The sequence below is a fragment of the Streptomyces sp. NPDC001204 genome (genome assembly GCF_053598035.1).
Genome location: NZ_JBSFJL010000001.1, coordinates 349,255 through 373,603, shown reverse-complemented (window position 1 = coordinate 373,603; position 24,349 = coordinate 349,255). Strand labels below are relative to the sequence as shown.

The window sequence follows — 24,349 nt, the reverse complement described above, 5'->3', positions numbered from 1 at the left end:
TTCCGGCCCCGGCGGGGGCCGCGGTCAGACGAGCCGGCGGTGGACGCGCAGCGCCAGGTGCAGGGCCGGCGCCCGGGGCGTTCCCGTCGGATCGCCGCCCAGGAGGTCGAACGCGCGCTGCAACCGCGCGTAGAGGGACTGGCGTTGCAGATGCAGTTCCGCCGCCGCGCGGGTCTTGTTGAAGCCGGTCTCGAAATACGTCTCCAGGGTGGTGAGCAGGAGGTCGCGTTCCTCGTGCCGCAGGGTGAGCAGGAGCCCGAGCTGTTCCCGTACGAGCCGCTCCGCCGGGATGCGCAGCTCGTCGTCGAGCAGCAGCCGCTCCGCACTCAGCTCGGTGGCGTCGACCACCCCGGCCCGGAACGCGCGCGTGGGGCGGCGCACGCACTCCAGCGCCGCGCCCAGCGAGACGGCCGCGTCCTCCAGGGCCGGCATCAGCGGACCGACCGCGATCGCCGTCCGGTCGGACGAGCGCCACTCGGTGAGATCGGCGACGAGCCGGGCCCGCAGGCCGGCGGCGCCGTCGCGGTCCCGCAGTGACAGGAGTGTGTGCACGGCGAGCGGGGACGGCACGTCGACCGCGGTCCGGCCGTAGCGGGACAGCAGATCGTCCAGGCGGCGCAGTTCGGCCGACGGCCCGGTGGCGCGGGCGGCCACTCCGATGACCGGCGCGTCGGCGCTGAAACCGATCGACACGCCCAGCCGGCGGATCCGCTGCGGATGGGCGCCGTTCGCGGCGGCCGGCCGGACGAGTTCACTCGCGGCGAACTCCCGCGGGCCCGGCGGCCGGAACCGCAGCAGTGCCAGCTTCAGGGCCTCCACCGTCCGGTCCTGTGCCAGTTCCAGCGTCTCGACGTCCGCGTCGGCGTCCGGGTAGAGCACGAGGGTGGCCGCGGGGACCCCGCGGATCGTCAGCCGCGTCCCCATGCCGCCGAACGGGGTCGGCTCCTCCCGCGCGGGCCCGCTCCCCGGGTCCTTCTCGGGGCCGCTGACGGTGATGAGCCGGTCGTTCGCGTCGAAGACGGCGGCCGCCGTCGAGGTGTGCCGCACGAGCGCGTCCAGCACCTCCTGCACGCCGGCGCCCTCGGCGAGCAGTTCGGACTGCTCCTGGGAGAGCGCGTCCACCGAGCGCAGCCGCGCCACGGAGTCGTTGATCAGGGCGCCGTTGATCACTTCGGCGACCTCCACGAACGGGACCACCCGCCGCAGCTCGACGACGGGGAAATCCCGCGCGGCCGCCTCCTCGACGAGCCGCGCCGGAACCTTCCGGAGCTCGCCGCCGGTCTCGATCGCGACGTGGCAGCGAGCCGGCCGGACAGGGCGCTGGACCGCGCTGAACCGGGACGGGCGTGGCACCGGGCCGGGCCCCGCGCTGGGCCGGACGTGGCAGCGAGCCGGCCGGACAGGGCGCTGGACCGCGCTGAACCGGGACGGGCGTGGCACCGCCCGGAGCGCCCCGGACATGGCACCGAGCCGAACTGCGCCGGACCCGGCCCAACCGGCCCTGACCCGGCCGGACCGTCCCGGACCAGGAAGACCTGGCTCAGCCGGGGTTACGGACGGGCCAGGCCCGACTTCAGCCCCGCGCCGCACAAGGGGACCACCGCCGACTTACCGCCCAGGGCGCCCTCGCGGATCGCCGCCCAGCAGACCGCGCCCGTCGACTCGACGTACAGGCCGCGGGAGGCCAGGTCCAGCTGGGCGTGGCGGATGCGGTCCTCCGTCACGGTCAGGAAGGTGCCGCCCGAGTTTCGTACCGCGCGCAGGATCTGGCGGGCCCGGGGCGGGTGGGGGACGGCGATGCCCTCGGCGTGGGTGGGGGCCATGGGGGTCGTGCCGGTGAGTTCCTCCGCGCCCTCCTCCCAGGCGCGGGCGAGCGGGGCGACCGCCGCCGCCTGCACCGCCCACAGCGCCGGGCGACGGTCCAGCAGACCGGCCCCGAACAGCTCGGCGATCGCCAGCGCCGCGCCCAGCAGCAGCGTGCCGTTCCCCGCCGGCAGGACCAGGACCTCCGGCAGGCGCCCGCCGAGGTCCTCCCACAACTCGTGCACGTAGGTCTTCGTGCCGTGCAGGAAGTACGGGTTGAAGACGTGCGAGGCGTAGAACGTGTCCGGCTCGTCCGCGGCGCGCTGCGCGGCCCTGCCCGCCGCCTCGCGGTTGCCGTCGACCACCTCCAGGCGGGCGCCGTGCGCCTCGATCTGCTCCAGCTTCTTCGCCGACGTGCCGAGCGGGACGTACACCGTGCACGGCAGCCGCGCGCGGGCGCAGTACGCGGCGATCGCCGTGCCCGCGTTGCCGCTGCTGTCGGCGACCACCCGGCGCGGTTCGGCGCGCAGCGCCAGTTCGGCCAGCAGCACCGCGCCCCGGTCCTTGAACGACAGCGTCGGCATCAGGAAGTCCAGCTTCGCCGAGACCTCGTCCGTCAGCGGCACCAAGGGGGTGCGGCCCTCGCCGAGGGACAGCGTGGGCGCAGGCATCGGCAGCGTCTCCGCGTACCGCCACAGGGAGTTCACCCTCCCGGTGAGGGACTTCAGGGACGCCGGGGTGGGGGAGAAGTCGAGATCGAGCGGCCCGTGGCAGGTCGGGCAGCGCCAGGCGAGGGAGTCGCCGGGGACGCGGACGCCGTCGGTGGGGCAGTAGCGGTCCGGCAGAGGTGTCATGTACGGAGGTTAAGGGGCGAGGTTCGCCGACGCCCCGTCATGACTCCCGCACGGCACGTCCGTCGCACTCGGCCCCGCCTCCTCGCCCCCGACGCTTCCGTTTTCCGCCATGTGCAGGTGTGACGGCGGCCGTAGCGGGGAGAAAGCGCCTGGGCATGCCTTCGCCGCCCGCAAGTCATCACTTCGAGTGATTCTCTGGCCCCTGCTTGCAAGTACAACCCGTGGTTGCCACGCTGTTGCTGTCTGTACAACTTGATGGGAGCGGCCAGTGACTTTCGGTGAGCAGCCGGCGTACCTGCGCGTCGCGGATGATCTCCGCAAGAAGATCGTCGACGGTCTGCTGCCCCCGCACACCCGGCTGCCCTCACAGGCCAGAATCCGCGAGGAGTACGGCGTCTCGGACACGGTCGCGCTCGAGGCCCGCAAGGTGCTGATGGCCGAGGGGCTGGTCGAGGGCCGCTCCGGCTCGGGGACGTATGTGCGCGAGCGGCCCGTGCCGCGCCGGGTCGCCCGTTCCGGCTTCCGCCTGACCGGCGGCGCCACGCCGTTCCGGCAGGAGCAGGCCGACGCCGAGGTGCGCGGCACCTGGGAGTCGAGCAGCACGCAGGCCGAGGCGAGCGGCGCCATCGCCGAGCGGCTCGGCATCAAGCCCGGCGACCGCGTGATGCGCACCAAGTACGTGTTCCGGGACGCCGGCGAGGCGATGATGCTCTCCACCTCCTGGGAGTCGCTCGCGCTCACCGGCCGCACCCCCGTCATGCTCCCCGAGGAGGGCCCGCTCGGCGGCATGGGCGTGGTCGAGCGCATGCGCGCCATCGACGTCATCGTCGACAACGTCACCGAGGAGGTCGGCGCCCGCCCCGGCCTCGCCGAGGAACTGCACTCCCTGGGCGGTGTCCCCGGCCATGTCGTGGTCGTCGTCCAGCGCACCTTCTACGCCTCCGGCCGCCCCGTGGAGACGGCGGACGTCGTGATCCCCGCCGACCGTTACCGGGTGGCGTACCACCTGCCGGTGAGGTAGGAGACGCCCGTCAGGGGCTGTGCGGCAGGAGGCTCGGAGGGGCGGGCGCCGGCCCGGAAGCAAGCGTGGAAGCAGGCCCGGAAGCGGTGATTCCGCGGGGGTGGTGTGCGCCCCCTCGGCGCCCGGCCCGTCCGTCCGTCTGCCGCGCCGCCCCGCCCGTGCGCCGCATTCCGGCCGTTCTCCCAGGTCGCCACCGCGGCTGCCGCATGCCCCCGAGCGGATGTACAGAGGCCCTCGCACGGCGCGTTCGTCTCCGTGCGCCCCGGGCGGCCGGCTCCCGTACTGGCCGGTTGCCTACCTCTTTGTGAAAAGCCGTATTCGCTGCGTGAAGGTTGGGCGTAGGCTCAGGCATATGCGGAGTGCGGTTTCCTCAACGGGCGGGACGCGGCGGGGGCCGGGAGCCGGACGCACAGGGGCGGGAAGGAGCAGTGGGGGCGCGATGAACGACAGCACGGTCACCCTTCCCTGGCTCGTCGTCCGGCAGGACGACAACGGCAATCGGTACAGCGTGGGCCGGTACGCCACCCGCGCCGAGGCCCAGAAGATCGCGGAAAGCCTCGACGGTCCGGACACCCAGCTGTACTGGGTCGAGCGGATCGGGCAGGGCGCCGGCGGTGCGGGCGGCGACGGCTGACCCCTTCGCCGGACGCGGGCCCGCTCCCGTAGGCTCCGGCGCATGAGCGAACGGATCGTGGTGGTCGGTGCCGCCCTGCTCGACGGCGGCCGCCTGCTCGCCGCGCGCCGCAGCGCGCCCGCCGAGCTGGCCGGCCGCTGGGAGCTGCCCGGCGGCAAGGTCGAGCCCGGTGAACGGCCCGAGGCCGCTCTCGTACGCGAGTTGCGCGAGGAACTCGGCGTCGAGACCGAGGCCGTCGAGCGGGTGCCGGGCAGCTGGCCCCTGCGGCCGCCGTACGAACTCCAGGTGTGGACCGCGCGGCTGCGCCCCGGCTCCGCCGACCCCAAGCCCCTCCAGGACCACGACGACCTGCGCTGGCTCACCCCGGCCGAGATCTGGAGCGTCCCCTGGTTGGACCAGGACGTGCCCGCCGTGCGGCAGACCCTCACCCGCCTCGGAGCCGGCCCGGCGGACGGCGTCCCAGGGGCGTGAGAGTCATCGTGTGCTCCGTCGAAGTCCGGGGCGCACGGGAGACGTAGGGCGTGCGCCGGGTACGCCGTTCGTGCCACACCGCACCGCCGCGAGCGGTAATGCCCCCTGGATGCCGGGTATGCCCCCTTTAGTCCTCCGAAACCGGACATGGGTGGGCTCGCCGGCCCGCGAGGTGATCGGCGTGCCTGGGAAGTGAACGGCGTGATCGACACCGATGGCGACACCGCCGAGTGGACCTTTCCCGCGGATCCCGGCGCGGTGCGCACGGCCCGCGCCGCCGTCCGCGGCAAGCTGCGCAGCTGGGACATGGACGCGCTCGGCGACACCGCGGCCCTGCTGGTGAGCGAACTGGTCACCAACTCCCTGCGGCACGCGACCGGTCCCATCGGCGTTCGGCTGCTGCGCCCCGCGGACCTGCCCAGGGTGCTGCTGGTAGAGGTCTCCGACCCGCTGCCCGACCCGCCCCGCGAGCGTCCGGCCCGCCCGGACGACGAGTCCGGCCGCGGCCTGCAACTGGTCGCCTCCACCTCCCGCCGCTGGGGCACCCGGCCGGACGACGCCGGCAAGACGGTCTGGTTCGAACTGGCCGTCCCGGGGTGAGCGGAGCGGTGGACGGGCCGTGCGCGGAGCCCGCCGGACAGCCCCCGCCGCACAGCGGCCGGCGGCGGCCGGCGACGGTTGTCCGCGAGCGGGATTCGACCCGGTCCTGCCTGGTTAGAAGACTGATGGTGTTGTCGCAGGCCCGGACCGGAAAGCATCGGGATGGTCCTGTGATCGTGAACACCGTGTTGTGCGGCGCCGTAGTGCTGGATACTGCGGGCAGCCGCCCCCGGTGACCGGTGCCGGACGCGGTGAGCTGGAGGGGACGGTTCGCGTGAGCGAGATACCAGCGAAGGCCACGGAGTCCGAGGACCCGTCGGACGGCGCGATGGCGGGGTCCGCGGGCGGCGGGGCGCCGTCCGCGGACGCCATGTGGCAGAGCAGCCCGCCCGGCTCGATGTACGACTACATCAAGGTGGCCTCCTTCTCCATCGGCCCCGACGGCCACGTCGACCAGTGGAGCCTGCGCGCCGAGCGGCTCTTCGGCATCCCCGCCGAACGCGCCGTCGGGATGGACCCCATCAAGGCGTTCGTCGACCCCGACCTGCGCGAGCACGGCCAGCGCAAGATGGCCGAGATCCTCGACGGGCGCGAGTGGACCGGCGTGGTCCCCTTCCGGATCCCGGACGACGAGGACGGCCGGCGCGGTGAGGAGGGACTCGCCGAGGTCTACGTGATGCCGACGACCACGGTGGAGGGCGACAGGGCCGCCGTGTGCACCGTCGTCGACGTCCGCACCCTGCGTCGGATCGAGACCGACCTCGCCGCCTCGCAGGCGATTTTCGGTCAATCCCCGTTCGGTTTCCTGTTGATCGACACCGACCTCAAGGTCCGCCGCGCCAACGAGCGGTTCGCCTCGATCTTCGGCGGCTCGCCGGACGACCACCGCGGCAGGGGCGTGCACGACTACCTGCCGCGCGGCGAGGCCGAGCGGGTCACCGCCACCCTGCGCCGGGTACTGGAGAACGGGCAGTCCATCACGGACATGCACGTCTCCGGCTTCGTGCCGGGAACCGAGGAGCGCCGCCACTGGTCCGTCAACCTCTACCGCGTGCACAGCGGCAGCGGCCGCACCATCGGCATCGCCTGGCTCGGGACCGACATCACCGCCCGCCGCGACGCCGCCCGCGAGGCCGCCTCCGCGCGGCGCAACCTCGCCCTCCTCAACGAGGCGGGCGCCCGCATCGGCAACTCCCTCGACCTGGAGACCACCGCGCGCGAACTCCTCGACGTCGTGGTCCCCGGCTTCTGCGACCTGGCGACCGTCGACCTCTACCAGGGCCTGCTGGCCGGCGACGAGACCCCGCCCGGCCTCGCCGACGGCAGCGCCGAACTGCGCCGCGTCGCCTTCGCCAGCGCGGTCTCCGGCGCGCCGTTCGGCGGCACCGGCGCACACGTCGAACTCGGCGCCGTCCACCACTATCCGTTCAACTCGCCCCGCGCGGACGCCCTGCGCACCGCCCGCCCGACGACCGTGCCCGGTGAGGACGGCGGTCTCGTGCAGACCACGCTGGCCGTGCCGATGGTCGCTCAGGACACGGTGGTGGGACTCGCGCAGTTCGCCCGGACCAAGGGCAGCGAGCCATTCGGCCAGCGCGACCGCGACCTCGCCGTCGACCTCGCCGCGCGCGCCGCCGTCTGCATCGACAACGCCCGCCTGTACCGGCGCGAGCACGAACGCGCCCTGATACTGCAGCGGTCCCTGCTCCCGCCCGGCGACCCCGAGGCCTCCGGCCTCGACATCGCCTGCCGCTACCTGCCCGGCAGCGCCGCCACCGGCCGGCCCAGCGAGGTCGGCGGCGACTGGTTCGACGTCATCGAACTCCCCGGCCACCGCACCGCGCTGGTCGTCGGCGACGTCATGGGCCGTGGTCTGCGCGCCGCAGTCGCCATGGGCGAACTGCGCACGGCCGTACGCACGCTGGCCCTGCTCGACCTGGAACCGGCCGAGGTCCTCTCCCAGTTGGACGAGATCGCCCGCGGTCTCGGCGCGCCCGGCGGTGTCCAGCAGGCCACCCGGGCCGCCCGCCGCCCCCGCGAGGCCGACCTCTCCGAGGTGTACCTGGCGACCTGCATCTACGCCGTCTACGACGCGGTCACCCGGCGGTGCACCTTCGCCAACGCCGGCCATCTGCCGCCGGTGCTCGTCGAACCCGGCGAGTCCGCGCTGATGCTGGACGTGCCGCCCGGCATGCCGCTCGGCGTCGGCGGTGAACCCTTCGAGGAGGTGGAGGTCGAACTCCCCGAGGGCGCCCTGCTGGCCCTCTACACGGACGGCCTGGTCGAATCCCGCGACCACCCCCTGGACGAGGGCCTCCAGGCCTTCCTCGGTGCCCTCACGGACCCCTCCCGTCCCCTGGAGGACGTCTGCGACCACATCCTCAACACGCTAGGCACCCACCACGGCGAGGACGACATCGCGCTGCTGATGGCCCGCGTCCAGGGCCTGCCCGCCGAGTCCGTCGGCGACTGGGCCCTGCCGCGCGAACCCCGCAGCGTCGGCCGCGCCCGCGAGTACGCCCGCGCCCAGCTGACCGCCTGGGACCTCGAACCGCTGATCGACACCACCGAACTCCTCGTCAGCGAACTCGTCACCAACGCCCTGCGCTACGGCGAGGGCGAGATCAGGCTCCGCCTCCTGCTCGACCGCACCCTGGTCTGCGAGGTGTGGGACTCCGGCCTCGTCCAGCCGCGTCGCCGCCGCGCCCGCGACACCGACGAGGGCGGCCGCGGCCTCCAGCTCGTGGGCCTGCTCAGCGCCGCCTGGGGCTCCCGCCGCACCCCCCGCGGCAAGACGGTCTGGTTCGAGCTCCCCCTGCCCGACGGGGAGAACGACCTGATCGACCCGGCGGAGGCGCTGCTGAGCCTGTTCTGACCGCTCCGCCCGGCCACCGTCTACGCCGCCGGTCCCGGACGGCGACGCCCCCGCGTCCGCGGGCCGCCGTAGCAGGCGGGCGGACCGCCGTCGGGATCCTCGGCCAGGAGGATGCCGCCGAGCACCGCTCCGGTGGCGCCCGCGGACGGGTCGGTGGTGGCGGTGCGCGGGTTGCCGTGCAGGCGTACGTCCTGTTCGGCGAGGTCGTGGGCCTGGCGGGCCAGGGTGTCGGCGGTCTGCGGGTCGGTCGGGAGGAGGCGAAGCGCCTCCGACAGCCGGATGCGGGCCGTGGCGCCGACCGCGGCCCGGTGCGTGCCGACGAAGTCGTCGGCGGCGGCGACGGCGCTGCGTGCGACGAGTTCCTCGGCGGCCGCCAGGACACCGGCCCGCCGGCTCCCGGCCGACGCGGTCGCCCGCACGATCCGCCGCAGCGCGTCCAGCGGGTCGTACGGCCCCGCGGCCGGCTCGGCGTGTACGCGTACGTGGGCCAGCTCCAGGTCGGCGTGCGTGACGCGGGCGCGCAGCTCACCGGCGGCGACGTCGACGGGGACGGCCGCCGAGGGAGTGCCCGCCGCGAGGGCGGGTGCCTCGTCCGAGGCGGTGGTTTCCGGAGCCGGACCGTCGGCCGTACGCTGCGCGGACTCGAGGGACTTGGCGGACTCCCGGGAGCCCGGGGCGGGCGCGGTGGCGCGGTCCGGGTCGCCGGTCAGTTGCCCGGCGGCGGACTCGGCCGCTCGCCGGATCGCCTCGAGGTCCGCCTCCGCGCCGCCGAGCGCCGCCGGTACGAGTCGCTCGGCGGTCGACAGCTCCTCGGCCAGCCGTTCGACGCCGTGCACGAACACCGCGATCTGGGCGATCGCTCCCTCGGCCACGCGCAGGTGACAGGCCGCAGCCCGGGGGTTTCCCGAATCCGCCGACTGGCGGGTCCGGTTCAGCCGGGAAGTGGCCAGCAGCAGGCGGTCCTTGGCCTGCTCCACGTGTCCCGTGACGGACGCGACGGCCGCCGGCCCGTACCGTTCGCGGAGCGCGGCGACGGTCGAGGCGGCGGTCCCCGTGCGCCCCGCCAACTTCCGGAACCGCGCCTCCGCGACCTCCAGCGCCTCAGCCGGTCCCCGCTCCAGACCGCGCAGTTCGTCGAACGCGGCGGCCTCCGCGTCCAGCAGCCGCCCCGCCTCCTCACAGCGCCCGACCACGCCGGCCAGCGCCTGCCGCCGGGCGGCCGCGTCCTCGGGGACCCCGTGGTCGTAGCGCTCCCGCATCCGGCAGGCGGCGGCGAACTCCGCCTCCGCCTCCCGCACCGCCCGCGCGAACGGTTCGACGGCCGCCGCGCCGAACCGCGCCTCGGCGAAGCCGAGTTCGTCCTGGCTGGTGCGCACCCAGTCGTCCGTGAGGCGGATCAACTGTGCCGATCTACCGCCGAGTTCATCGGACGGCGGCGGTCGCCAGGGCGCGGAGGGCGGGGCGGGACCGCCGCCGGGGGTCGTACGGGTCCTGGCCCGCCGGGTCCGCCGGACGTACCCGTACCCGGCGAGCACCCCCGCCGCGCCCACCGCCACGAGCGGCAGGGCGAGATATCCCGGCGAGGTCTCGTCGTGCCGCTGAGCGGCGGTGGCGGTCACCGGAGGGGTCTGGGGGAGCGCAACCGCGGGGCCGCTGTTGATCGTCATCCCCGGAAGCACCAGCCACACCAGGCCCGCCGCGCCGCACAGCACGGTGTGAGCGACCCGCCCCGGCGGGCGGCGTGTCGCGCGCCGCGGCCGGGCCGCCCGGAACACCGATGCCGTCACATTCGGGAGCGTATGACCGCCCGAGCGGGCACGCGACCGGGGCTGCGGCACTGGTGGGGCCGACGGGACGCGGCAACGCGGGAGGGGACACCGGCATGAAGAACACCACCGGCAGACAAGAAACGTCCGGCCAGGAAAGCACGACCGCCACCCCTGGCGGCGAGGACGCGTCCGCTACGGACGACACCTCGGTCGGGCGGGATACCGTCGGTGCGGAGCCGGCGTCCGGCGCGGGGAGTGCGAGCGGTACGGGTGGCGGTAGTGGCAGGCACGACGCTGCCGGAGGGGGGAGCGGGACCGGCAGGGCCGGTACCACCGGTGCGGGGAGTGCCTCCGGTATGGATGACGTCACTGGCGGGCGGGATACCGCCGGCGCGGAGCCGGCGTCCGATGCGGGGAGTGCGAGCGGTACGGGTGGCGGCAGTGGCAGGCACGACGCTGCCGGAGGGGGGAGCGGGACCGGCAGGGCCGGTACCACCGGTGCGGGGAGTGCCTCCGGTATGGATGACGTCACCGGCGGGCGGGAGACCGCCGGCGCGGAGCCGGCGTCCGGCGCGGGGAGTGCGAGCGGTACGGGTGGCGGCAGTGGCAGGCACGACGCTGCCGGAGGGGGGAGCGGGACCGGCAGGGCCGGTACCACCGGTGCGGAGAGTGCCTCCGGTATGGATGACGTCACCGGCGGGCGGGAGACCGCCGGCGCGGAGCCGGCGTCCGGCACGGGGAGCGCGACCGGTACTGGGGGCATCGGCGGTACGCACGACACCCCCGGCGCGGGGAGCGCGAGCGGCGGAGCCGGTATCACCGGCGGGGAGGACGTGTCCGGTACCGACGACTTCACGGGCGGGCGGGAGATCGCCGGCGCGGACCCCGCGAGCGGCAGGATCGGTATCACCGGCGGGGAGGACGCGTCCGGCACGGGCGACATCACCGGCGGGCGAGAGGCCGCTGGCGCGGAGCACACGTCCGACGCGGGGAGCGCGACCGGTACGGGCGACACCGGCGGCACGCACGACACACCCGGCGCGGAGCCCGCGACCGGCAGGGTCGGTATCACCGGCGAGGAGGACGCGTCCGGTACGGACGACCCCGCCGGTGAGCGAGAGGCCACCGGCGCGGAGAGCGCGACCGGCGGGGACGACAGCACCCGCGCGGGGAGCGAGACCGGCAAGGACGGCAGCGCACGTGCGGCGAGCGCGTCCGGTACGGGTGGCACCGTTGCCGGGCGAGAAGCCGCCGACGCGCCAGGCGCCGTGAACACGGCGCGCACCGACCCCGATCCGGGGCGCGCGGGTCCGCCATCCCGGCGGCGCCGTGGGCTGCGCTGGGTTCGTCGTGTCGCCCTCGGTGTCGTCCTGCTGTTGGTGTTGCCGCTGCTCGCCGCCGAGACCGCCCTGCGGGTGAACTACACGGGCGACCCCGCCGACGGGACGTACACCAGGGGCCAGGATGCGATCTGGCTGGGCCACGCCTGGGTGGACGGCAGGAAGACGGACGCCGATGTCGCGGCTCTTGCCCGGCGCCTGCGCGGCACCGGCATCCGCGACCTCTACGTGCACGCGGGCCCGCTCGAACACGACGGCACGCTCCCCAAATCGTCCTATCCCAGAGCGGGTTGGCTGATACCCACCGTGCACCGCGCGCTGCCCGGCATCCGCGTGCAGGCCTGGCTCGGCGACGAGCTGGCCACCGAGAGCCCGGACGGGATGCGGCTGGAGCGGGCCGCGACGCGCGCGGCCGTCGTCACCTCCACCCGCGAGATCCTGGCGGCCGGTTTCGACGGCGCCCACTTCGACCTGGAGCCGCTGCACTCCGGCGACCGCGACTACCTCGACCTCCTCGACGACCTGCGCGCCGTCACCCGCGCCCACGGCGTCCCCCTGTCCGTCGCCGCCCACCAGATCGATCCGCTGCCCGCCTTCCACTCCGTGTGGGGCACGCTCACCAACCACCCCAAGTGGTGGTCGCAGGCGTACTTCGCCCAGGTCGCCCGCCGCGTCGACCAGATCGCCCTGATGTCGTACGACACCATGCAGCCGCTGCCCAGCCTGTACGGCGGCTACGTCGCCCAGCAGACCTCCCTCGCCCTGGAGGTCACCCCGCCCACGACCGACCTGCTGATGGGCCTGCCGTTCTTCCACGACAACCGCTTCGGCCACCGCGCCTCCGCCGAAACGGTCCCCGCGGCCGTCCGCGGCGTCCGCCTCGGCCTCTCCCGCACGGACGCCGGTCGCGAGCGCTTCGGCGTCGCGCTGTACGTGGACTTCGCCGCCACGGAGGACGACTGGACCGCGTACAGGGACGGCTGGGTGCGACGGTCATGATCACGACGCTGATGGGAGGATGACCGGTGTGGAGTGGATGGCGATGGGGACGACCGTGCTGGCCGTCGTGGCCGTGACGGGGGTGGCCGTGATCGGAATCGCGGCGATCACGACCGGTTGGGTGCCGCCGGTCGGCTGGAAAAAGGTCCTGCGGCCCAAGCTGTGGGGGTACGGCTCATTGATCGGTGCCGTCGGCATGGGCGCGTTCCTGAGCCTCGGCCCGCTCAGCAGCAGGCCGGCCGCCCACTTCGACCTCGCGCTCGTCGGCATGGCCGTGTTCTTCCTGGGCACGTTCCTCCAGTACCTGTCCCAGCGCCCCGCCGGCACCGACTCCCTGAACCGCCCCCAGGGCGGGGCCTAGGACGACCGACGCCCGATCTTCGACCCCAGCCACACCAACGGGTCGTACTTGCGGTCCACCGCCCGTTCCTTCAGGGGGATCAGCGCGTTGTCGGTGATCCTGATGCCCTCGGGGCAGACCTCCGTGCAGCACTTGGTGATGTTGCAGTAGCCCAGCCCGTGGTCGTCCTGGGCCGCCCGCTTGCGGTCCAGGCCGGTGTCCGCGGCGGCGTCCAGCGGGTGCATGTCGAGTTCGGCGATACGCATCAGGAATCGCGGGCCCGCGTACGCCCGCTTGTTGTCCTCGTGGTCGCGCACGACATGGCACACGTCCTGGCACAGGAAGCACTCGATGCACTTGCGGAACTCCTGCGGCCGGTCCACGTCCTCCTGGAACATGCGGTACTCGCCGGGACCGAGACCGTCCGGCGGGACGAACGCCGGGACCTCGCGCGCCTTGGCGTAGTTGTAGCCGACGTCCGTCACCAGGTCACGCACGACCGGGAAGGTCCGCAGCGGGGAGACGGTGATCGTCTCCTCGGGCTCGAAGACCGACATACGGGTCATGCACATCAGCCGCGGCCGCCCGTTGATCTCCGCGGAGCACGAACCGCACTTGCCCGCCTTGCAGTTCCAGCGCACGGCGAGATCCGGCGCCTGGGTGGCCTGGATCCGGTGGACGATGTCGAGGACCACCTCGCCTTCGTTGACCTCGACCGCGAAGTCCTCCAGGCCCCCGCCCCGAGCGTCACCCCGCCACACCTTGAAGCGGGCCTCATAGCTGCTCACTCGTACAGCTCCTCTTCGGCGAGGTACTTGACCAGCTCCTCCTTCTCGAAGAGGGCGAGCAGGTCGGGGCGGATGGGTTCGGTGGTCTCCCGGGAGAGGGTGATCTGGCCGCGTACGGGGTCCGTCGCCGCCAGCCCGCCCGTCGGGTCGGTCAGCCGGCACAGCAGGTTGATCCGGCGCCAGGCGCGCTCCATCGACGGGCAGTCCTCCCGGGTGTGCCCGCCGCGCGACTCCGTGCGCTCCAGCGCGGCGCGCGCCACGCACTCGCTGACCAGCAGCATGTTCCGCAGGTCGAGTGCGAGATGCCAGCCGGGGTTGAACTGCCGGTGCCCCTCGACCCCGGCGCGCCGCGCCCGTACCCGCAGTTCGGCGAGTTTCTTCAGCGCCTGCTCCATCTCGCCCTCGCGGCGGATGATGCCGACCAGGTCGTTCATGGTCTGCTGGAGTTCCTGGTGCAGGGTGTACGGGTTCTCCGGCGGGCCGCCCGCCGGTTCCCCGTCCTGACCGCCCTCCGCCGAGAACGGCCGCAGCGCCTCCGCGGCCGCCGCGTCCACCTGGGCGCCGTCCACGGCCGGGCGTTCGCGCGCCGCCCCTCGCGCGTACTCGGCCGCGTGCCACCCGGCCCGGCGCCCGAACACCAGCAGGTCGGAGAGCGAGTTGCCGCCGAGCCGGTTGGAGCCGTGCATGCCGCCCGCGACCTCCCCGGCCGCGAACAGCCCCGGCACCCCGCGGGCGGCCGCCGTGTCGGAGTCGACCGCGATGCCGCCCATGACGTAGTGGCAGGTCGGCCCGACCTCCATCGGCTCCGCCGTGATGTCGACGTCGGCCAGCTCCTTGAACTGGTGGTACATCGAGGGCAGCCGGCGCCGCACGACCTCGGCCGGCATCCGCGTCGACACATCCAGGAACACCCCGCCGTGCGGCGAACCACGGCCCGCCTTGACCTCGGAGTTGATGGCGCGGGCGACCTCGTCACGGGGCAGCAGCTCCGGCGGGCGCCGGTTGTGGTCCGGGTCCTCGTACCAGCGGTCCGCCTCCTCCTCCGACTCGGCGTACTTCTCCTTGAAGACGTCGGGGATGTAGTCGAACATGAACCGCTTGTCCTCGGAGTTGCGCAGCACCCCGCCGTCGCCGCGGACCGACTCGGTGACGAGGATGCCCTTCACCGACGGCGGCCAGACCATGCCCGTCGGATGGAACTGCACGAACTCCATGTTCAGCAGCGGCGCCCCGGCGAGCAGCGCGAGCGCGTGCCCGTCGCCGGTGTACTCCCACGAGTTGGACGTCACCTTGAACGACTTGCCGATGCCGCCGGTCGCGATGACGACCGAGGGCGCCTCCAGCACGAAGAAGCGGCCGGACTCGCGCTCGTAGGCGAAGACCCCGCAGACACGGTCGCCGTCTTTGAGGACCCTCGTCACCGTGCACTCCTGGAAGACCTTCAGACGGGACTCGTAGTCCCCGGTCTCCCTCTTGTCCTCCTGCTGCAGCGAGACGATCTTCTGCTGGAGCGTGCGGATCAGCTCCAGGCCCGTACGGTCGCCGACGTGCGCCAGGCGCGGGTACTCGTGGCCGCCGAAGTTGCGCTGCGAGATCCGGCCGTCCTTCGTACGGTCGAACAGCGCGCCCCAGGTCTCCAGCTCCCACACCCGCTGCGGCGCCTCCTGCGCGTGCAGCTCGGCCATCCGCCACTGGTTGAGGAACTTGCCGCCGCGCATGGTGTCGCGGAAGTGGACCTGCCAGTTGTCGTGCTCGTTGGCGTTGGCCATGGCCGCCGCGATGCCGCCCTCGGCCATCACCGTGTGCGCCTTGCCGAACAGCGACTTGCAGATCACCGCGGTACGCGCCCCGCGCTCGCGCGCCTCGATCGCGGCCCGCAGCCCGGCGCCGCCCGCGCCCACCACGACGACGTCCCACTCCTGCCGGTCCACCACGGACATCACAAGGCCCCAGTCGTCGTACTCATCAGAAGAACCGCGGATCGTCGAAGGCGCCGGAGGCGACCAGGAACACGTAGAAGTCGGCGAGCGCCACGCTGAACAGCGAGGCCCAGGCGAGCTGCATGTGGCGGGCGTTCAGCCGGCTCACGAACTGCCAGAGCCGGTAGCGCACCGGATGCTTCGAGAAGTGCTTGAGCTTGCCGCCCACGATGTGCCGGCAGGAGTGGCAGGAGACCGTGTACGCCCAGATCAGCAGGATGTTGACCAGGAAGACGAGGGTGCCGAGGCCCATGTGGCCCCAGCGGTAGTGCTGGTCGCGGAAGGCCAGCACGGTGTCGTAGGTCAGCACGCCGGCGACCAGGATCGCCGCGTAGAAGAAGTACCGGTGGACGTTCTGCAGGATCAGCGGGAAGCGGGTCTCACCGGTGTACTTGCGGTGCGGCTCGGCGACCGCGCAGGCCGGCGGGGACGCCCAGAAGCCCCGGTAGTAGGCCTTGCGGTAGTAGTAGCAGGTCAGCCGGAAGCCCAGCGGGAAGATCAGGATGATGATCGCCGGGGAGATCGCCCACCAGCTGCCGAACAGGTCGGCGTTGGGTCCCGCGTGCATGGTCCGGCAGTTCTGCGCCAGACACGGCGAGTAGAACGGCGAGACGTACGGCGCCGCGTAGTAGTGCGTGTTCGCGAAAGCCCGCCAGGTCGAGTACACGACGAACGCGAGCAGTCCGGCCGCGGTGGCGGCGGGCGCCAGCCACCAGCGGTCGGTCCGCAGATGCCGGGCGGCGATCGCGGCCCGCCCGGGGGAGCGGACCCCGCCGCCGAGCGGATGGGGTTGTGTGCCGGGAGGTTCCGTACCTGTGGCCAATGCGGGACGCACCTTCCTGTCGGGCTCGCCTCCGGGGCACTGGAGCCGGTGCCGAGCCCCTTCGGGTCATGCGCGGTCGGTTCAGGGGGCGTGGCGGTCTCGGGCGCCGAGTCCCTCGTCGTCCGAGTCCGTCCACAGGGAGATGTCGTAGGGAGCGTCGGAGATGGTGACGAGCGAGGGCCGCTGGGGGGCGGCCTGGCTCTGGGTGGCCTCGCGCAGCAGGGCCACACTCTCCCGCAGGTGGTCGGCGTCGGTACGCACGCGGCGTATCTCCAGCCCGCCACCGAGTTGCTGCTCCAGTCGGCCCACCGACCGCAGCAGATCGTCGAGGGCTCGCTGGACCGACGTCAGGTCGTCGTGCACGGACATGACGTGACCTCGCTTCCATGGGCGTACAGCCCTAGGCGGCAACGTTCATGCGCCTGCGAGTGTTGCGCGTCACACCTGTCGGTGGGAAGGGATGTGCCGCGATTGGCGGATTGCACATCCCACACGCACGCCCGCACGCGCTCTGTGTGCGCCGGGGACGACCTGCGCCGAACGAGTGACCTTCCGGACCCGCTCCGCCGTGTCGCCTCCGGCTGACGAACCCTTTCCTCTTCAGTGGGCCGTAGATCTGATGAGCACCAAAATACCGCCAAATGCGATCAAACCCCACCCGTGCCACCGGCGGGAGCGGCTCCACGGAGGTAGCGCAGATGTCCTACGACGGTGTCGGTCCGCGCGCGGTCATGCGCTCGGTCGCCTTCCTGACCGCAGGCGCCCTCGCGGTGCCACTCCTCGCCGGCTGCGGCTCGGACGACGAGGGCAACAAGCCGCTGGCCGCCCAGGACATCGCGCCCGCAGCCCGCAAGCAGATCGCCGACGGAGGCAGGCTGCGCTGGGCGGTCGACACGATGCCGCAGACGCTGAACGCCTTCCAGGCGGACGCCGACGCCGGCACCACCCGCATCGCCCAGGCCGTGCTGCCCACCATGTTCCGGCTCGACGCGAACGGCCACCCGCAGCCCGACGCCGACTACCTGGAGTCCGCCCGGGTGGTCGAGACCGAGCCCAAGCAGGTCGTCGTCTACCGGCTCAACCAGCAGGCCGTCTGGAGCGACGGCCGCGAGATCGGCGCCGCGGACTTCGCCGCCCAGTGGCGCGCCCTGTCCGGCAAGAACTCGGCGTACTGGACCGCCCGCAACGCCGGATACGACCGCATCGAGAAGGTCGAGCGCGGCGCCAACGACCTGGAGGTCCGGGTCACCTTCGCCCGCCCCTACGCCGACTGGCGGTCGCTGTTCTCGCCGCTGTACCCGAAGGACGTCATGGGCACCGCGAACGCCTTCAACGACGGCGCCCGCAGGAAGCTGGCGGTCAGCGCCGGTCCGTTCGCCGTGCAGAAGATCGACACCAAGGCCAAGGACATCGTCCTCGGCCGCAACCCGCGCTGGTGGGGCCACTCGGTCAAGCTGTCCGAGATCGTGCTGCACGAGGTGCCGCGCGACAAGCGGGCTGCCGCCCTCGCCGAGGGTTCCGTGGACGTGGCGGACATCGACCCCGCCGACGTCCCGCGGATCACGTCCGCCGGCGCCCGGGGCGGCAGCCCCCTCCAGGGCCCGGCAGGCGGCCGCACCGCCGCGAGGGCGCTGCTCTCCTGGGCGGTGCTGCACGGATCCGACGCGCAGGCCGCCGACCGCGAGCGCCGCGCCCTGGCGGCGGAGCGCACGTCGCTCACCACGTACCCGCGGCAGCAGCAGGCGCTGCGCGACTTCCAGGTGCGCAAGTCGCTGGAGCCCGCGTACACCCAGCTCGCCCTCAACGGCTCCGAGGGCCCCCTGGCCGACGAGCGCGTCCGCCACGCGGTGGCGCACGCGCTGGACCGCAAGGAACTCGCCGAGATCGTCCTGAAGCCGCTCGGCCTGCCCGCGGTCCCGGCCGGCAGCCACCTCGCCGTGTCCGGCCAGAGCGCCTATGCCGACAGCAGCGACGCCCTCGGCGGCCAGGACACCGCCCAGGCGCGGGACCTGCTCGCGGACGCCGGCTGGGTGCCCGGGCCGGTCAAGGAGCAGAAGAAGGGGGACAAGGCGGCCGGCGGCGAGGGCCACGGCTCACAGAACTCCGCCGGGGACGGCGACGGGACGAACATCGTCGGCCGGAACGACCACGTGGAGGACGGCAAGGCACCCGGCCCGAGCGAGCAGGAACGGGACCGCAAGGACGACCAGCGGGAGCAGCGCGGGCCGGGCGACGAGGGCGCCACGCAACTCGCCCAGGACGGCAGGCAGTACACGAGCGACCACGTCAAGCAGGGCAGCGCGCCCGGCGCCTACGCCCCCAAGGGCACCGCCGCGCCGCGGCCCGGCGCCGCCGCCGGGCCGCTGGCCAAGGACGGCAAGCCGCTCACGCTGCGCTTCGTGGTTCCCTCCGGCCCCGGCTCGGACACGCTGCGCAAGGTGGCCGACCGGGTGACCGCCATGCTCAAGAAGGTCGGCGTCGGCACGGCGATCACCAGGGTCCCCGACGAGAGCTACTTCCGGGACCACATCGCCTCCGGGCAGTTCGACCTCGCGCTGTACTCCTGGCCGGCCTCCGCCTGGCCGGCCACCGACGCCCGCCCCATCTACGCCAAGCCCGTACCGGCCGCCGACGGCTCCCTGAACGTCCAGCAGAACTACACCCGCGTCGGCACCGACCAGGTCGACCAGCTCTTCGACCAGGCCATCACCACACTGGACGAGGGCGAGCAGGCCGGCCTGCTGCGCAAGGCCGACGCCCGCATCTGGGCGGCGGCCGGTTCGATCCCCCTCTACCAGCGCCCCCAGCTGACGGCCGTCCGCAAGAACCTCGCGAACGTCGGGGCCTTCGGCTTCCAGACCCCCGTCTACGAGGACATGGGCTTCCTGAAGAAGGGGGCACAGCCTTCGGGCGGCGGGTCGCCGAAGGGCTGACGCCGCAAACACGCCGGCAGGCGCCGCTCCGGAGAGCGGCGCCTGCCGGTGACGTTGTGCCCGAGGGTCAGGAGTGCTTGGCGCGGCTGGCGGCGCGGGCGCGGTCGCGCTGGTCGAGCACGACCTTGCGGATGCGGACCGCCTCCGGGGTCACCTCGACGCACTCGTCGTCGCGGCAGAACTCCAGCGACTGCTCCAGGGAGAGCTTGCGCGGCGGGACGATCGCCTCGAACGAGTCGGCCGACGACGACCGCATGTTCGTGAGCTTCTTCTCCTTGGTGATGTTGACGTCCATGTCGTCGGAGCGGGAGTTCTCACCGACGATCATGCCCTCGTACACCTCGGTGCCCGGATCCACGAAGAGCACGCCGCGCTCCTGGAGGTTGGTCATCGCGAAGGCGGTGACGGCGCCGGAGCGGTCGGCGACCAGCGAGCCGTTGTTGCGGGTCTGCAGCGTGCCGAACCAGGGCTCGAAGCCCTCGTGGATGGAGTGGCCGATGCCCGTGCCGCGGGTCTGGGTCAGGAACTCGGTGCGGAAGCCGATCAGACCCCGGGAGGGGACGACGAACTCCATGCGGACCCAGCCGGAGCCGTGGTTGGACATGTTGTCCATCCGGCCCTTGCGCACGCCCATGAGCTGCGTGACGGCGCCCATGTGCTCCTCGGGCACGTCGACCGTCATCCGCTCGACCGGCTCGTGGACCTTGCCGTCGACCTCCTTGGTGACCACCTGCGGCTTGCCGATGGTCAGCTCGAAGCCCTCGCGGCGCATCTGCTCGACCAGGATGGCCAGCGCCAGCTCGCCGCGGCCCTGGACCTCCCAGGCGTCGGGGCGGTCGGTTTCCAGTACGCGCAGCGACACGTTGCCGATCAGCTCGCGGTCCAGGCGGTCCTTGACCTGGCGGGCGGTCACCTTGCGGTCCTTGACGGCCGCCTTCGCGTCGGCGCCCTTGCCGGTGCCGCCGCGGCCGACCAGCGGGGAGGTGTTGGTGCCGATGGTCATGGAGATCGCCGGCTCGTCGACCGTGATCAGCGGCAGCGCGACCGGGTTCTCGGTGTCCGCCAGGGTCTCGCCGATCATGATGTCCGGGATGCCCGCGACGGCGCAGATGTCACCGGGGCCGGCCTTCTCGGCGGGCTTGCGGGTGAGCGCCTCGGTCATCATCAGCTCGGAGATCCGCACGTTCTGCACGGAGCCGTCGCGCTTGATCCACGCGACCGTCTGGCCCTTGCGCAGCTCGCCCTGCTCCACGCGCAGCAGCGCGATACGGCCGAGGAAGTTGTCGGCGTCGAGGTTGGTGACGTGCGCCTGGAGGGGGGCGGCCTCGTCGTAGACGGGGGCCGGGATGTGCTGGAGGATCGTGGAGAAGAACGGCTCCAGGTTGCTGGAGTCGGAGGGGACCGTGCCGTCCTCCGGCTTGGTCAGCGAGGCGATGCCGTCCCGGCCGCACGCGTAGACGATCGGGAACTCGATCTGGTCCTCGTCGGCGTCCAGGTCCAGGAACAGGTCGTAGGCCTCGTTGACGACCTCGTCGATGCGGGCGTCGGGCCGGTCCGTCTTGTTGATGCAGAGGATCACGGGCAGCCGGGCCTGGAGGGCCTTGCGCAGCACGAAGCGGGTCTGCGGCAGCGGGCCCTCGGAGGCGTCGACGAGCAGGACGACGCCGTCGACCATCGACAGGCCGCGCTCGACCTCGCCGCCGAAGTCGGCGTGGCCGGGGGTGTCGATGATGTTGATCGTGATGGGCTCCCCGCCGTCCTTGGGGTGGTACTTCACCGCCGTGTTCTTGGCGAGGATCGTGATGCCCTTCTCACGCTCCAGGTCGTTCGAGTCCATCATGCGGTCGTCGACCTGGTCGAGCTGGTGCGCGGCGAAGGCGCCGGCCTGCTTCAGCATGGCGTCGACGATGGTGGTCTTGCCGTGGTCGACGTGGGCGACGATGGCGACGTTGCGGATGTCGTGGCGCGTGGCCATAGTGAGGCGTACTCCCGAAGTGTGCGGACGACCTGCGCGTACGTCGGTGTTACGCGGGCCCTGCCGGGCGGGACACGCCACGGCCTCACCCCATGGTACGGGGTGCCGTGACCCCGACGTCGTCCCAGACCGGCGCGAAGGCCGCAACCGGCCGCAAGCTCAGGTTTCCCTCAAGTCGCTGGTGCCCCTTGGATCACGACTGTCTACTTTGACCCGGCCTCGTCATTCGGCGAGGTGGCCGCCCGGCCGGGACCAGCCGGCCGGGACAGTTGAAACGGGGAGAAGACAGTGACCAAGAGGTTCATGTCGGCGGTGGCGGCCACGGGTCTGGCCGCGGCGTCGATCGTGGTGCTCGGTCCGGTGAGCTCGGCCAGCGCCAGGCCCCTGGTGTGTGAGCCGGGCCACAAGTCCGCGACCTGGTCCAGCCTGAGCAACGCCTGGGTGATCACCCACGCCAAGCAGATCAACATCCCCAGCGGAGGCACCGGCACCTACACCAAGTCCGCGACCTACCGCAAGACCGTCAGCTCCGGCCGGGAGATCACCGGCGGGGCCAGCTACTCGGCCAGCTGGGTCATCTCCAGCATGGACGCCCATGTCTCCGGGACCCTGACCAAGGCGGGGGAGAAGACGAAGGAGACCAGCGAGTCGGTCACCTTCAACTTCAACAAGCCGGGGACCTACGTGGTCTTCAGCGGTGTCAAGAAGGCCTCCGGCTACTACCAGGCCAAGACCTGCAACAGCAACGGCACGGACTGGACCAAGGTCGGCTACGGCAAGGCGCGCAGCTGGAACGTCCAGGCTGAGGGCGCCGTCAAGTGCAGCGAGAAGCCGAAGAGCGGGACCGTGAAGCTCGCGGCGAAGAAGGGGTACTGCTGACCCCTGGGCCCCGCCGGGCCCGCTGATCGGCGCGCACCGCGCGCCCGGCCGCGGCCGGGGTTCCGCAAGGAGCCCCGGCCGCGGTGCGTTCGCGGGCGGGACCAGCGGATAGAGGGTTTTCCCTAGGGAGCGGCCGGGGGGGCCGCTCAGGGATCGCATCAACGACTCCACGGCACTAGGGTGGCGCAAATGTGCCTGCCCTTCGGTGGGTGTGTCCCGGTTCATCCCGCTCGCGATGCCGCGAGCACGAATTTGCCGACGGACGCAACTGATTTGCCGTCAGGTCGTCCGCTATCCGGACACTCGATCCCGATAGTTGTGTAACAAGTCCGTTTCGCAGGGATCTTTCGCCAAACGGTTTGTCCGGATTTTGGAAGATGTAGACATCAGGTGTGATCGAACCGAGACCGAATGGCAGTGGTCCCACCGGTGAGCGATGGCAGATAGTTAGGCGCGTAGAGCTCGGGTCGAGCGGGTCATGCGCTGCAGGAGGCGCCGACTCACGAGCGTTGCGGGTGCACTAGACCTTCCCCGTTCTTCATGACCGTGGGATGTCGTGTGCTCCGCCTTGCGGTGAACACAGGACTCAGAGGAGGAACCCATGCGTGGTGCCAGGAGCGCCAAGTGGGTCGCTGGTGCAATCGTCATAGCCCTGGCTGCGACCGCCTGCGGAGGCGGCGACGACAGCAGCAGCGGCAGCAAGGGCTCCGGCAAGGACGGTGGCTCCTTCCGGATGGGTATCACCGAGCCGGTGGCCATTGACCCCTACAACGCGCAGGAGTCCGAGGGCATCCTCGTCACGACCAACCTGTTCACCGGTCTGTACCTGCCGACCGCCGACGGTCAGGTCGTTCCGGCGCTGGCCACCTCGAAGAAGGTCAGCAAGGACGGCAAGACCTGGACCTTCGGCATCAAGAAGGACACCAAGTTCACCAACGGTGAGGCGGTGGACGCCGAGTCGTTCATCCGCGGCTGGAACCGCGTGGCCCAGAAGTCGGCCGCCTCCGACGTGGCCTACCACATGGCCGGCGTCGAGGGCTTCGACGACGTGCAGTCCGGCAAGGCCAAGACCCTGTCCGGTCTGAGCGCCCCGGACCCGTACACCCTCCAGGTGAAGCTGTCCGCGCCGGACTTCGAGTTCTACATCAAGCTCACGCACACGGTCTTCAGCCCTGTCCCGAAGGTCGCGGGCGACGCCAAGAACAAGGCGTACAACGACGCCCCCATCGGCAACGGCCCCTTCAAGATGTCGGGCAAGTGGGAGCACAACAAGTCGATCACGCTCGTCCGCAACGACGACTACGGCCTGACGAAGGCGCACCTGGACAAGGTGCAGATCGACATCCTCAACTCCAACAACGGCGTGACGCTGGAGTACCAGGGCTTCGAGTCGGGTCAGTACGACTGGGCCCGTATGCCCACCCCGCAGCTGCCGGCCGCCAAGGCCAAGTACGACCCGCAGGGTGAGTGGCTGGAGGAGGACACCAATGGCATGAACTACCTCCTGCCGATCACGGACAACGGTCCGCTGAAGAACCCGAAGGCGCGCGAGGCCGTCTCCTACGCGATCGACCGGGACGCCATCATCAAGGGCGTCTTCCAGAACATGCAGAGCAAGTCGACGACGATCCTGCCGCCGGCGTTCAAGGACGTGTACCAGAAGGACCTGTGCACCTCCTGCGTCGCGCAGGACAAGGCCAAGGCCAAGCAGCTCGCCAAGGAAGGCGGCCTGAAGCCGGGCACCACCATCGAGCTCGGCTACAACACCGGTGCGGGCCACGAGGAGTGGATCCAGGCCGTCAAGCAGCAGCTCGAGGACGTCCTCGGCGTCAAGGTGAAGGCGACCGGCAAGCCGTTCGCCGAGCTCCTCGCCGACCAGCAGAAGCCGAACGCGACCGGTCTGTACCGCTTCGCCTGGGGCGCGGACTACCCGACGCCGGACAACTTCCTGTACCCGCTGCTGGACACCGCGTCCATCAACAAGGACTCCTCCGGCAAGGTCACCGGTGACAACCGCGGCCGCTACAGCAACAAGAAGTTCGACGACCTGCTCGCCAAGGCCCGCGCCACCGAGGACCAGGCCGGCCGCAACGAGATCTACAAGGAGGCGGAGAAGGTCGCCATGGACGACATGGCCCTGATCCCGCTGTGGAACCGTCACCAGCTGCGTCTCGCCAACACGAAGAAGTTCGACAACATGTCGATGGACTTCCACGAGGACCCGAACCTCGCTGAGATCAAGCTGAAGTAACGGGTCGCCGCGCAC

Annotated in this window: 18 protein-coding genes; 10 read left to right on the top strand and 8 right to left on the bottom strand. The window is 72.0% G+C overall.

What is annotated here, in order from left to right:
- Nucleotides 1–24 precede the first annotated feature (24 nt).
- Both ACWC91_RS01695 and ACWC91_RS01690 read right to left on the bottom strand, forming a co-directional pair.
- A complete protein-coding gene (locus ACWC91_RS01695) occupies nt 25–1,353 on the bottom strand; it encodes a helix-turn-helix domain-containing protein (protein WP_281154983.1) in 1,329 nt (442 codons plus the stop codon).
- A 197-nt stretch (nt 1,354–1,550) separates the two neighbouring features.
- Nucleotides 1,551–2,657, bottom strand: a complete 1,107-nt coding sequence (locus ACWC91_RS01690; RefSeq protein ID WP_225075400.1) for a pyridoxal-phosphate dependent enzyme — start codon at nt 2,655–2,657, stop codon at nt 1,551–1,553.
- 268 nt (nt 2,658–2,925) lie between these two features.
- On the opposite strand from ACWC91_RS01690, the gene ACWC91_RS01685 reads away from it, so the two are divergent.
- From ACWC91_RS01685 to ACWC91_RS01665, 5 genes are all read left to right on the top strand, one after another.
- Nucleotides 2,926–3,678 carry a GntR family transcriptional regulator gene (locus ACWC91_RS01685; RefSeq protein WP_225075401.1) on the top strand — a complete coding sequence of 251 codons (753 nt, stop codon included), beginning with the start codon at nt 2,926–2,928 and terminating at the stop codon, nt 3,676–3,678.
- 439 nt (nt 3,679–4,117) lie between these two features.
- Entirely contained in the window at nt 4,118–4,312 is a 195-nt protein-coding gene (locus ACWC91_RS01680; RefSeq protein ID WP_225075402.1) for an SPOR domain-containing protein, read from the top strand.
- A 42-nt stretch (nt 4,313–4,354) separates the two neighbouring features.
- A complete protein-coding gene (locus ACWC91_RS01675) occupies nt 4,355–4,783 on the top strand; it encodes a (deoxy)nucleoside triphosphate pyrophosphohydrolase (RefSeq protein WP_450642242.1) in 429 nt (142 codons plus the stop codon).
- Between the two features lie 147 nt (nt 4,784–4,930).
- Nucleotides 4,931–5,383, top strand: coding sequence for an ATP-binding protein (locus ACWC91_RS01670; RefSeq protein WP_225075404.1), 453 nt, complete (start codon nt 4,931–4,933; stop codon nt 5,381–5,383).
- 274 nt (nt 5,384–5,657) lie between these two features.
- Nucleotides 5,658–8,258 (top strand): SpoIIE family protein phosphatase, encoded by a 2,601-nt coding sequence (locus ACWC91_RS01665; protein ID WP_450642244.1) that lies wholly within the window; start codon nt 5,658–5,660, stop codon nt 8,256–8,258.
- A 20-nt stretch (nt 8,259–8,278) separates the two neighbouring features.
- On the opposite strand, the gene ACWC91_RS01660 is transcribed toward ACWC91_RS01665, so the two are convergent.
- Entirely contained in the window at nt 8,279–10,045 is a 1,767-nt protein-coding gene (locus ACWC91_RS01660) for a hypothetical protein (RefSeq protein ID WP_450642246.1), read from the bottom strand.
- Nucleotides 10,046–11,295: 1,250 nt separating this feature from the next.
- On the opposite strand from ACWC91_RS01660, the gene ACWC91_RS01655 reads away from it, so the two are divergent.
- Nucleotides 11,296–12,366 carry a hypothetical protein gene (locus ACWC91_RS01655; RefSeq protein ID WP_450642249.1) on the top strand — a complete coding sequence of 357 codons (1,071 nt, stop codon included), beginning with the start codon at nt 11,296–11,298 and terminating at the stop codon, nt 12,364–12,366.
- A 19-nt stretch (nt 12,367–12,385) separates the two neighbouring features.
- Nucleotides 12,386–12,727, top strand: a complete 342-nt coding sequence (locus tag ACWC91_RS01650) for a hypothetical protein (protein ID WP_225075407.1) — start codon at nt 12,386–12,388, stop codon at nt 12,725–12,727.
- Here the strand turns inward: ACWC91_RS01650 and ACWC91_RS01645 are convergent.
- The 4 genes from ACWC91_RS01645 to ACWC91_RS01630 form a co-directional block, all read right to left on the bottom strand.
- Nucleotides 12,724–13,494, bottom strand: a complete 771-nt coding sequence (locus ACWC91_RS01645) for a succinate dehydrogenase/fumarate reductase iron-sulfur subunit (RefSeq protein ID WP_225075408.1) — start codon at nt 13,492–13,494, stop codon at nt 12,724–12,726. The genes ACWC91_RS01650 and ACWC91_RS01645 overlap by 4 nt on opposite strands.
- Complete coding sequence (locus ACWC91_RS01640; protein WP_281154979.1) at nt 13,491–15,434, bottom strand: fumarate reductase/succinate dehydrogenase flavoprotein subunit; 1,944 nt, start codon at nt 15,432–15,434, stop codon at nt 13,491–13,493. The genes ACWC91_RS01645 and ACWC91_RS01640 overlap by 4 nt, the downstream gene beginning before the upstream one ends.
- 25 nt (nt 15,435–15,459) lie before the next feature.
- Complete coding sequence (locus ACWC91_RS01635) at nt 15,460–16,296, bottom strand: hypothetical protein (RefSeq protein ID WP_225075410.1); 837 nt, start codon at nt 16,294–16,296, stop codon at nt 15,460–15,462.
- Between the two features lie 81 nt (nt 16,297–16,377).
- Entirely contained in the window at nt 16,378–16,665 is a 288-nt protein-coding gene (locus tag ACWC91_RS01630) for a hypothetical protein (RefSeq protein WP_225075411.1), read from the bottom strand.
- A 329-nt stretch (nt 16,666–16,994) separates the two neighbouring features.
- Between ACWC91_RS01630 and ACWC91_RS01625 the strand changes: the two genes are divergently transcribed.
- The gene (locus tag ACWC91_RS01625) at nt 16,995–19,229 is read left to right on the top strand and encodes an ABC transporter family substrate-binding protein (protein ID WP_281154996.1); all 2,235 of its coding nucleotides are present in this window, start codon (nt 16,995–16,997) and stop codon (nt 19,227–19,229) included.
- Between the two features lie 67 nt (nt 19,230–19,296).
- On the opposite strand, the gene typA is transcribed toward ACWC91_RS01625, so the two are convergent.
- Nucleotides 19,297–21,204 (bottom strand): translational GTPase TypA, encoded by a 1,908-nt coding sequence (gene typA, locus ACWC91_RS01620; protein WP_225075412.1) that lies wholly within the window; start codon nt 21,202–21,204, stop codon nt 19,297–19,299.
- A gap of 288 nt (nt 21,205–21,492) precedes the next feature.
- Here typA and ACWC91_RS01615 point away from each other — a divergent pair, with 288 nt between their 5' ends.
- Together ACWC91_RS01615 and ACWC91_RS01610 are read left to right on the top strand one after the other, a co-directional pair.
- Complete coding sequence (locus ACWC91_RS01615; protein WP_450643556.1) at nt 21,493–22,083, top strand: hypothetical protein; 591 nt, start codon at nt 21,493–21,495, stop codon at nt 22,081–22,083.
- Nucleotides 22,084–22,684: 601 nt separating this feature from the next.
- Complete coding sequence (locus ACWC91_RS01610) at nt 22,685–24,334, top strand: peptide ABC transporter substrate-binding protein (RefSeq protein ID WP_225075414.1); 1,650 nt, start codon at nt 22,685–22,687, stop codon at nt 24,332–24,334.
- Nucleotides 24,335–24,349 lie beyond the last annotated feature (15 nt).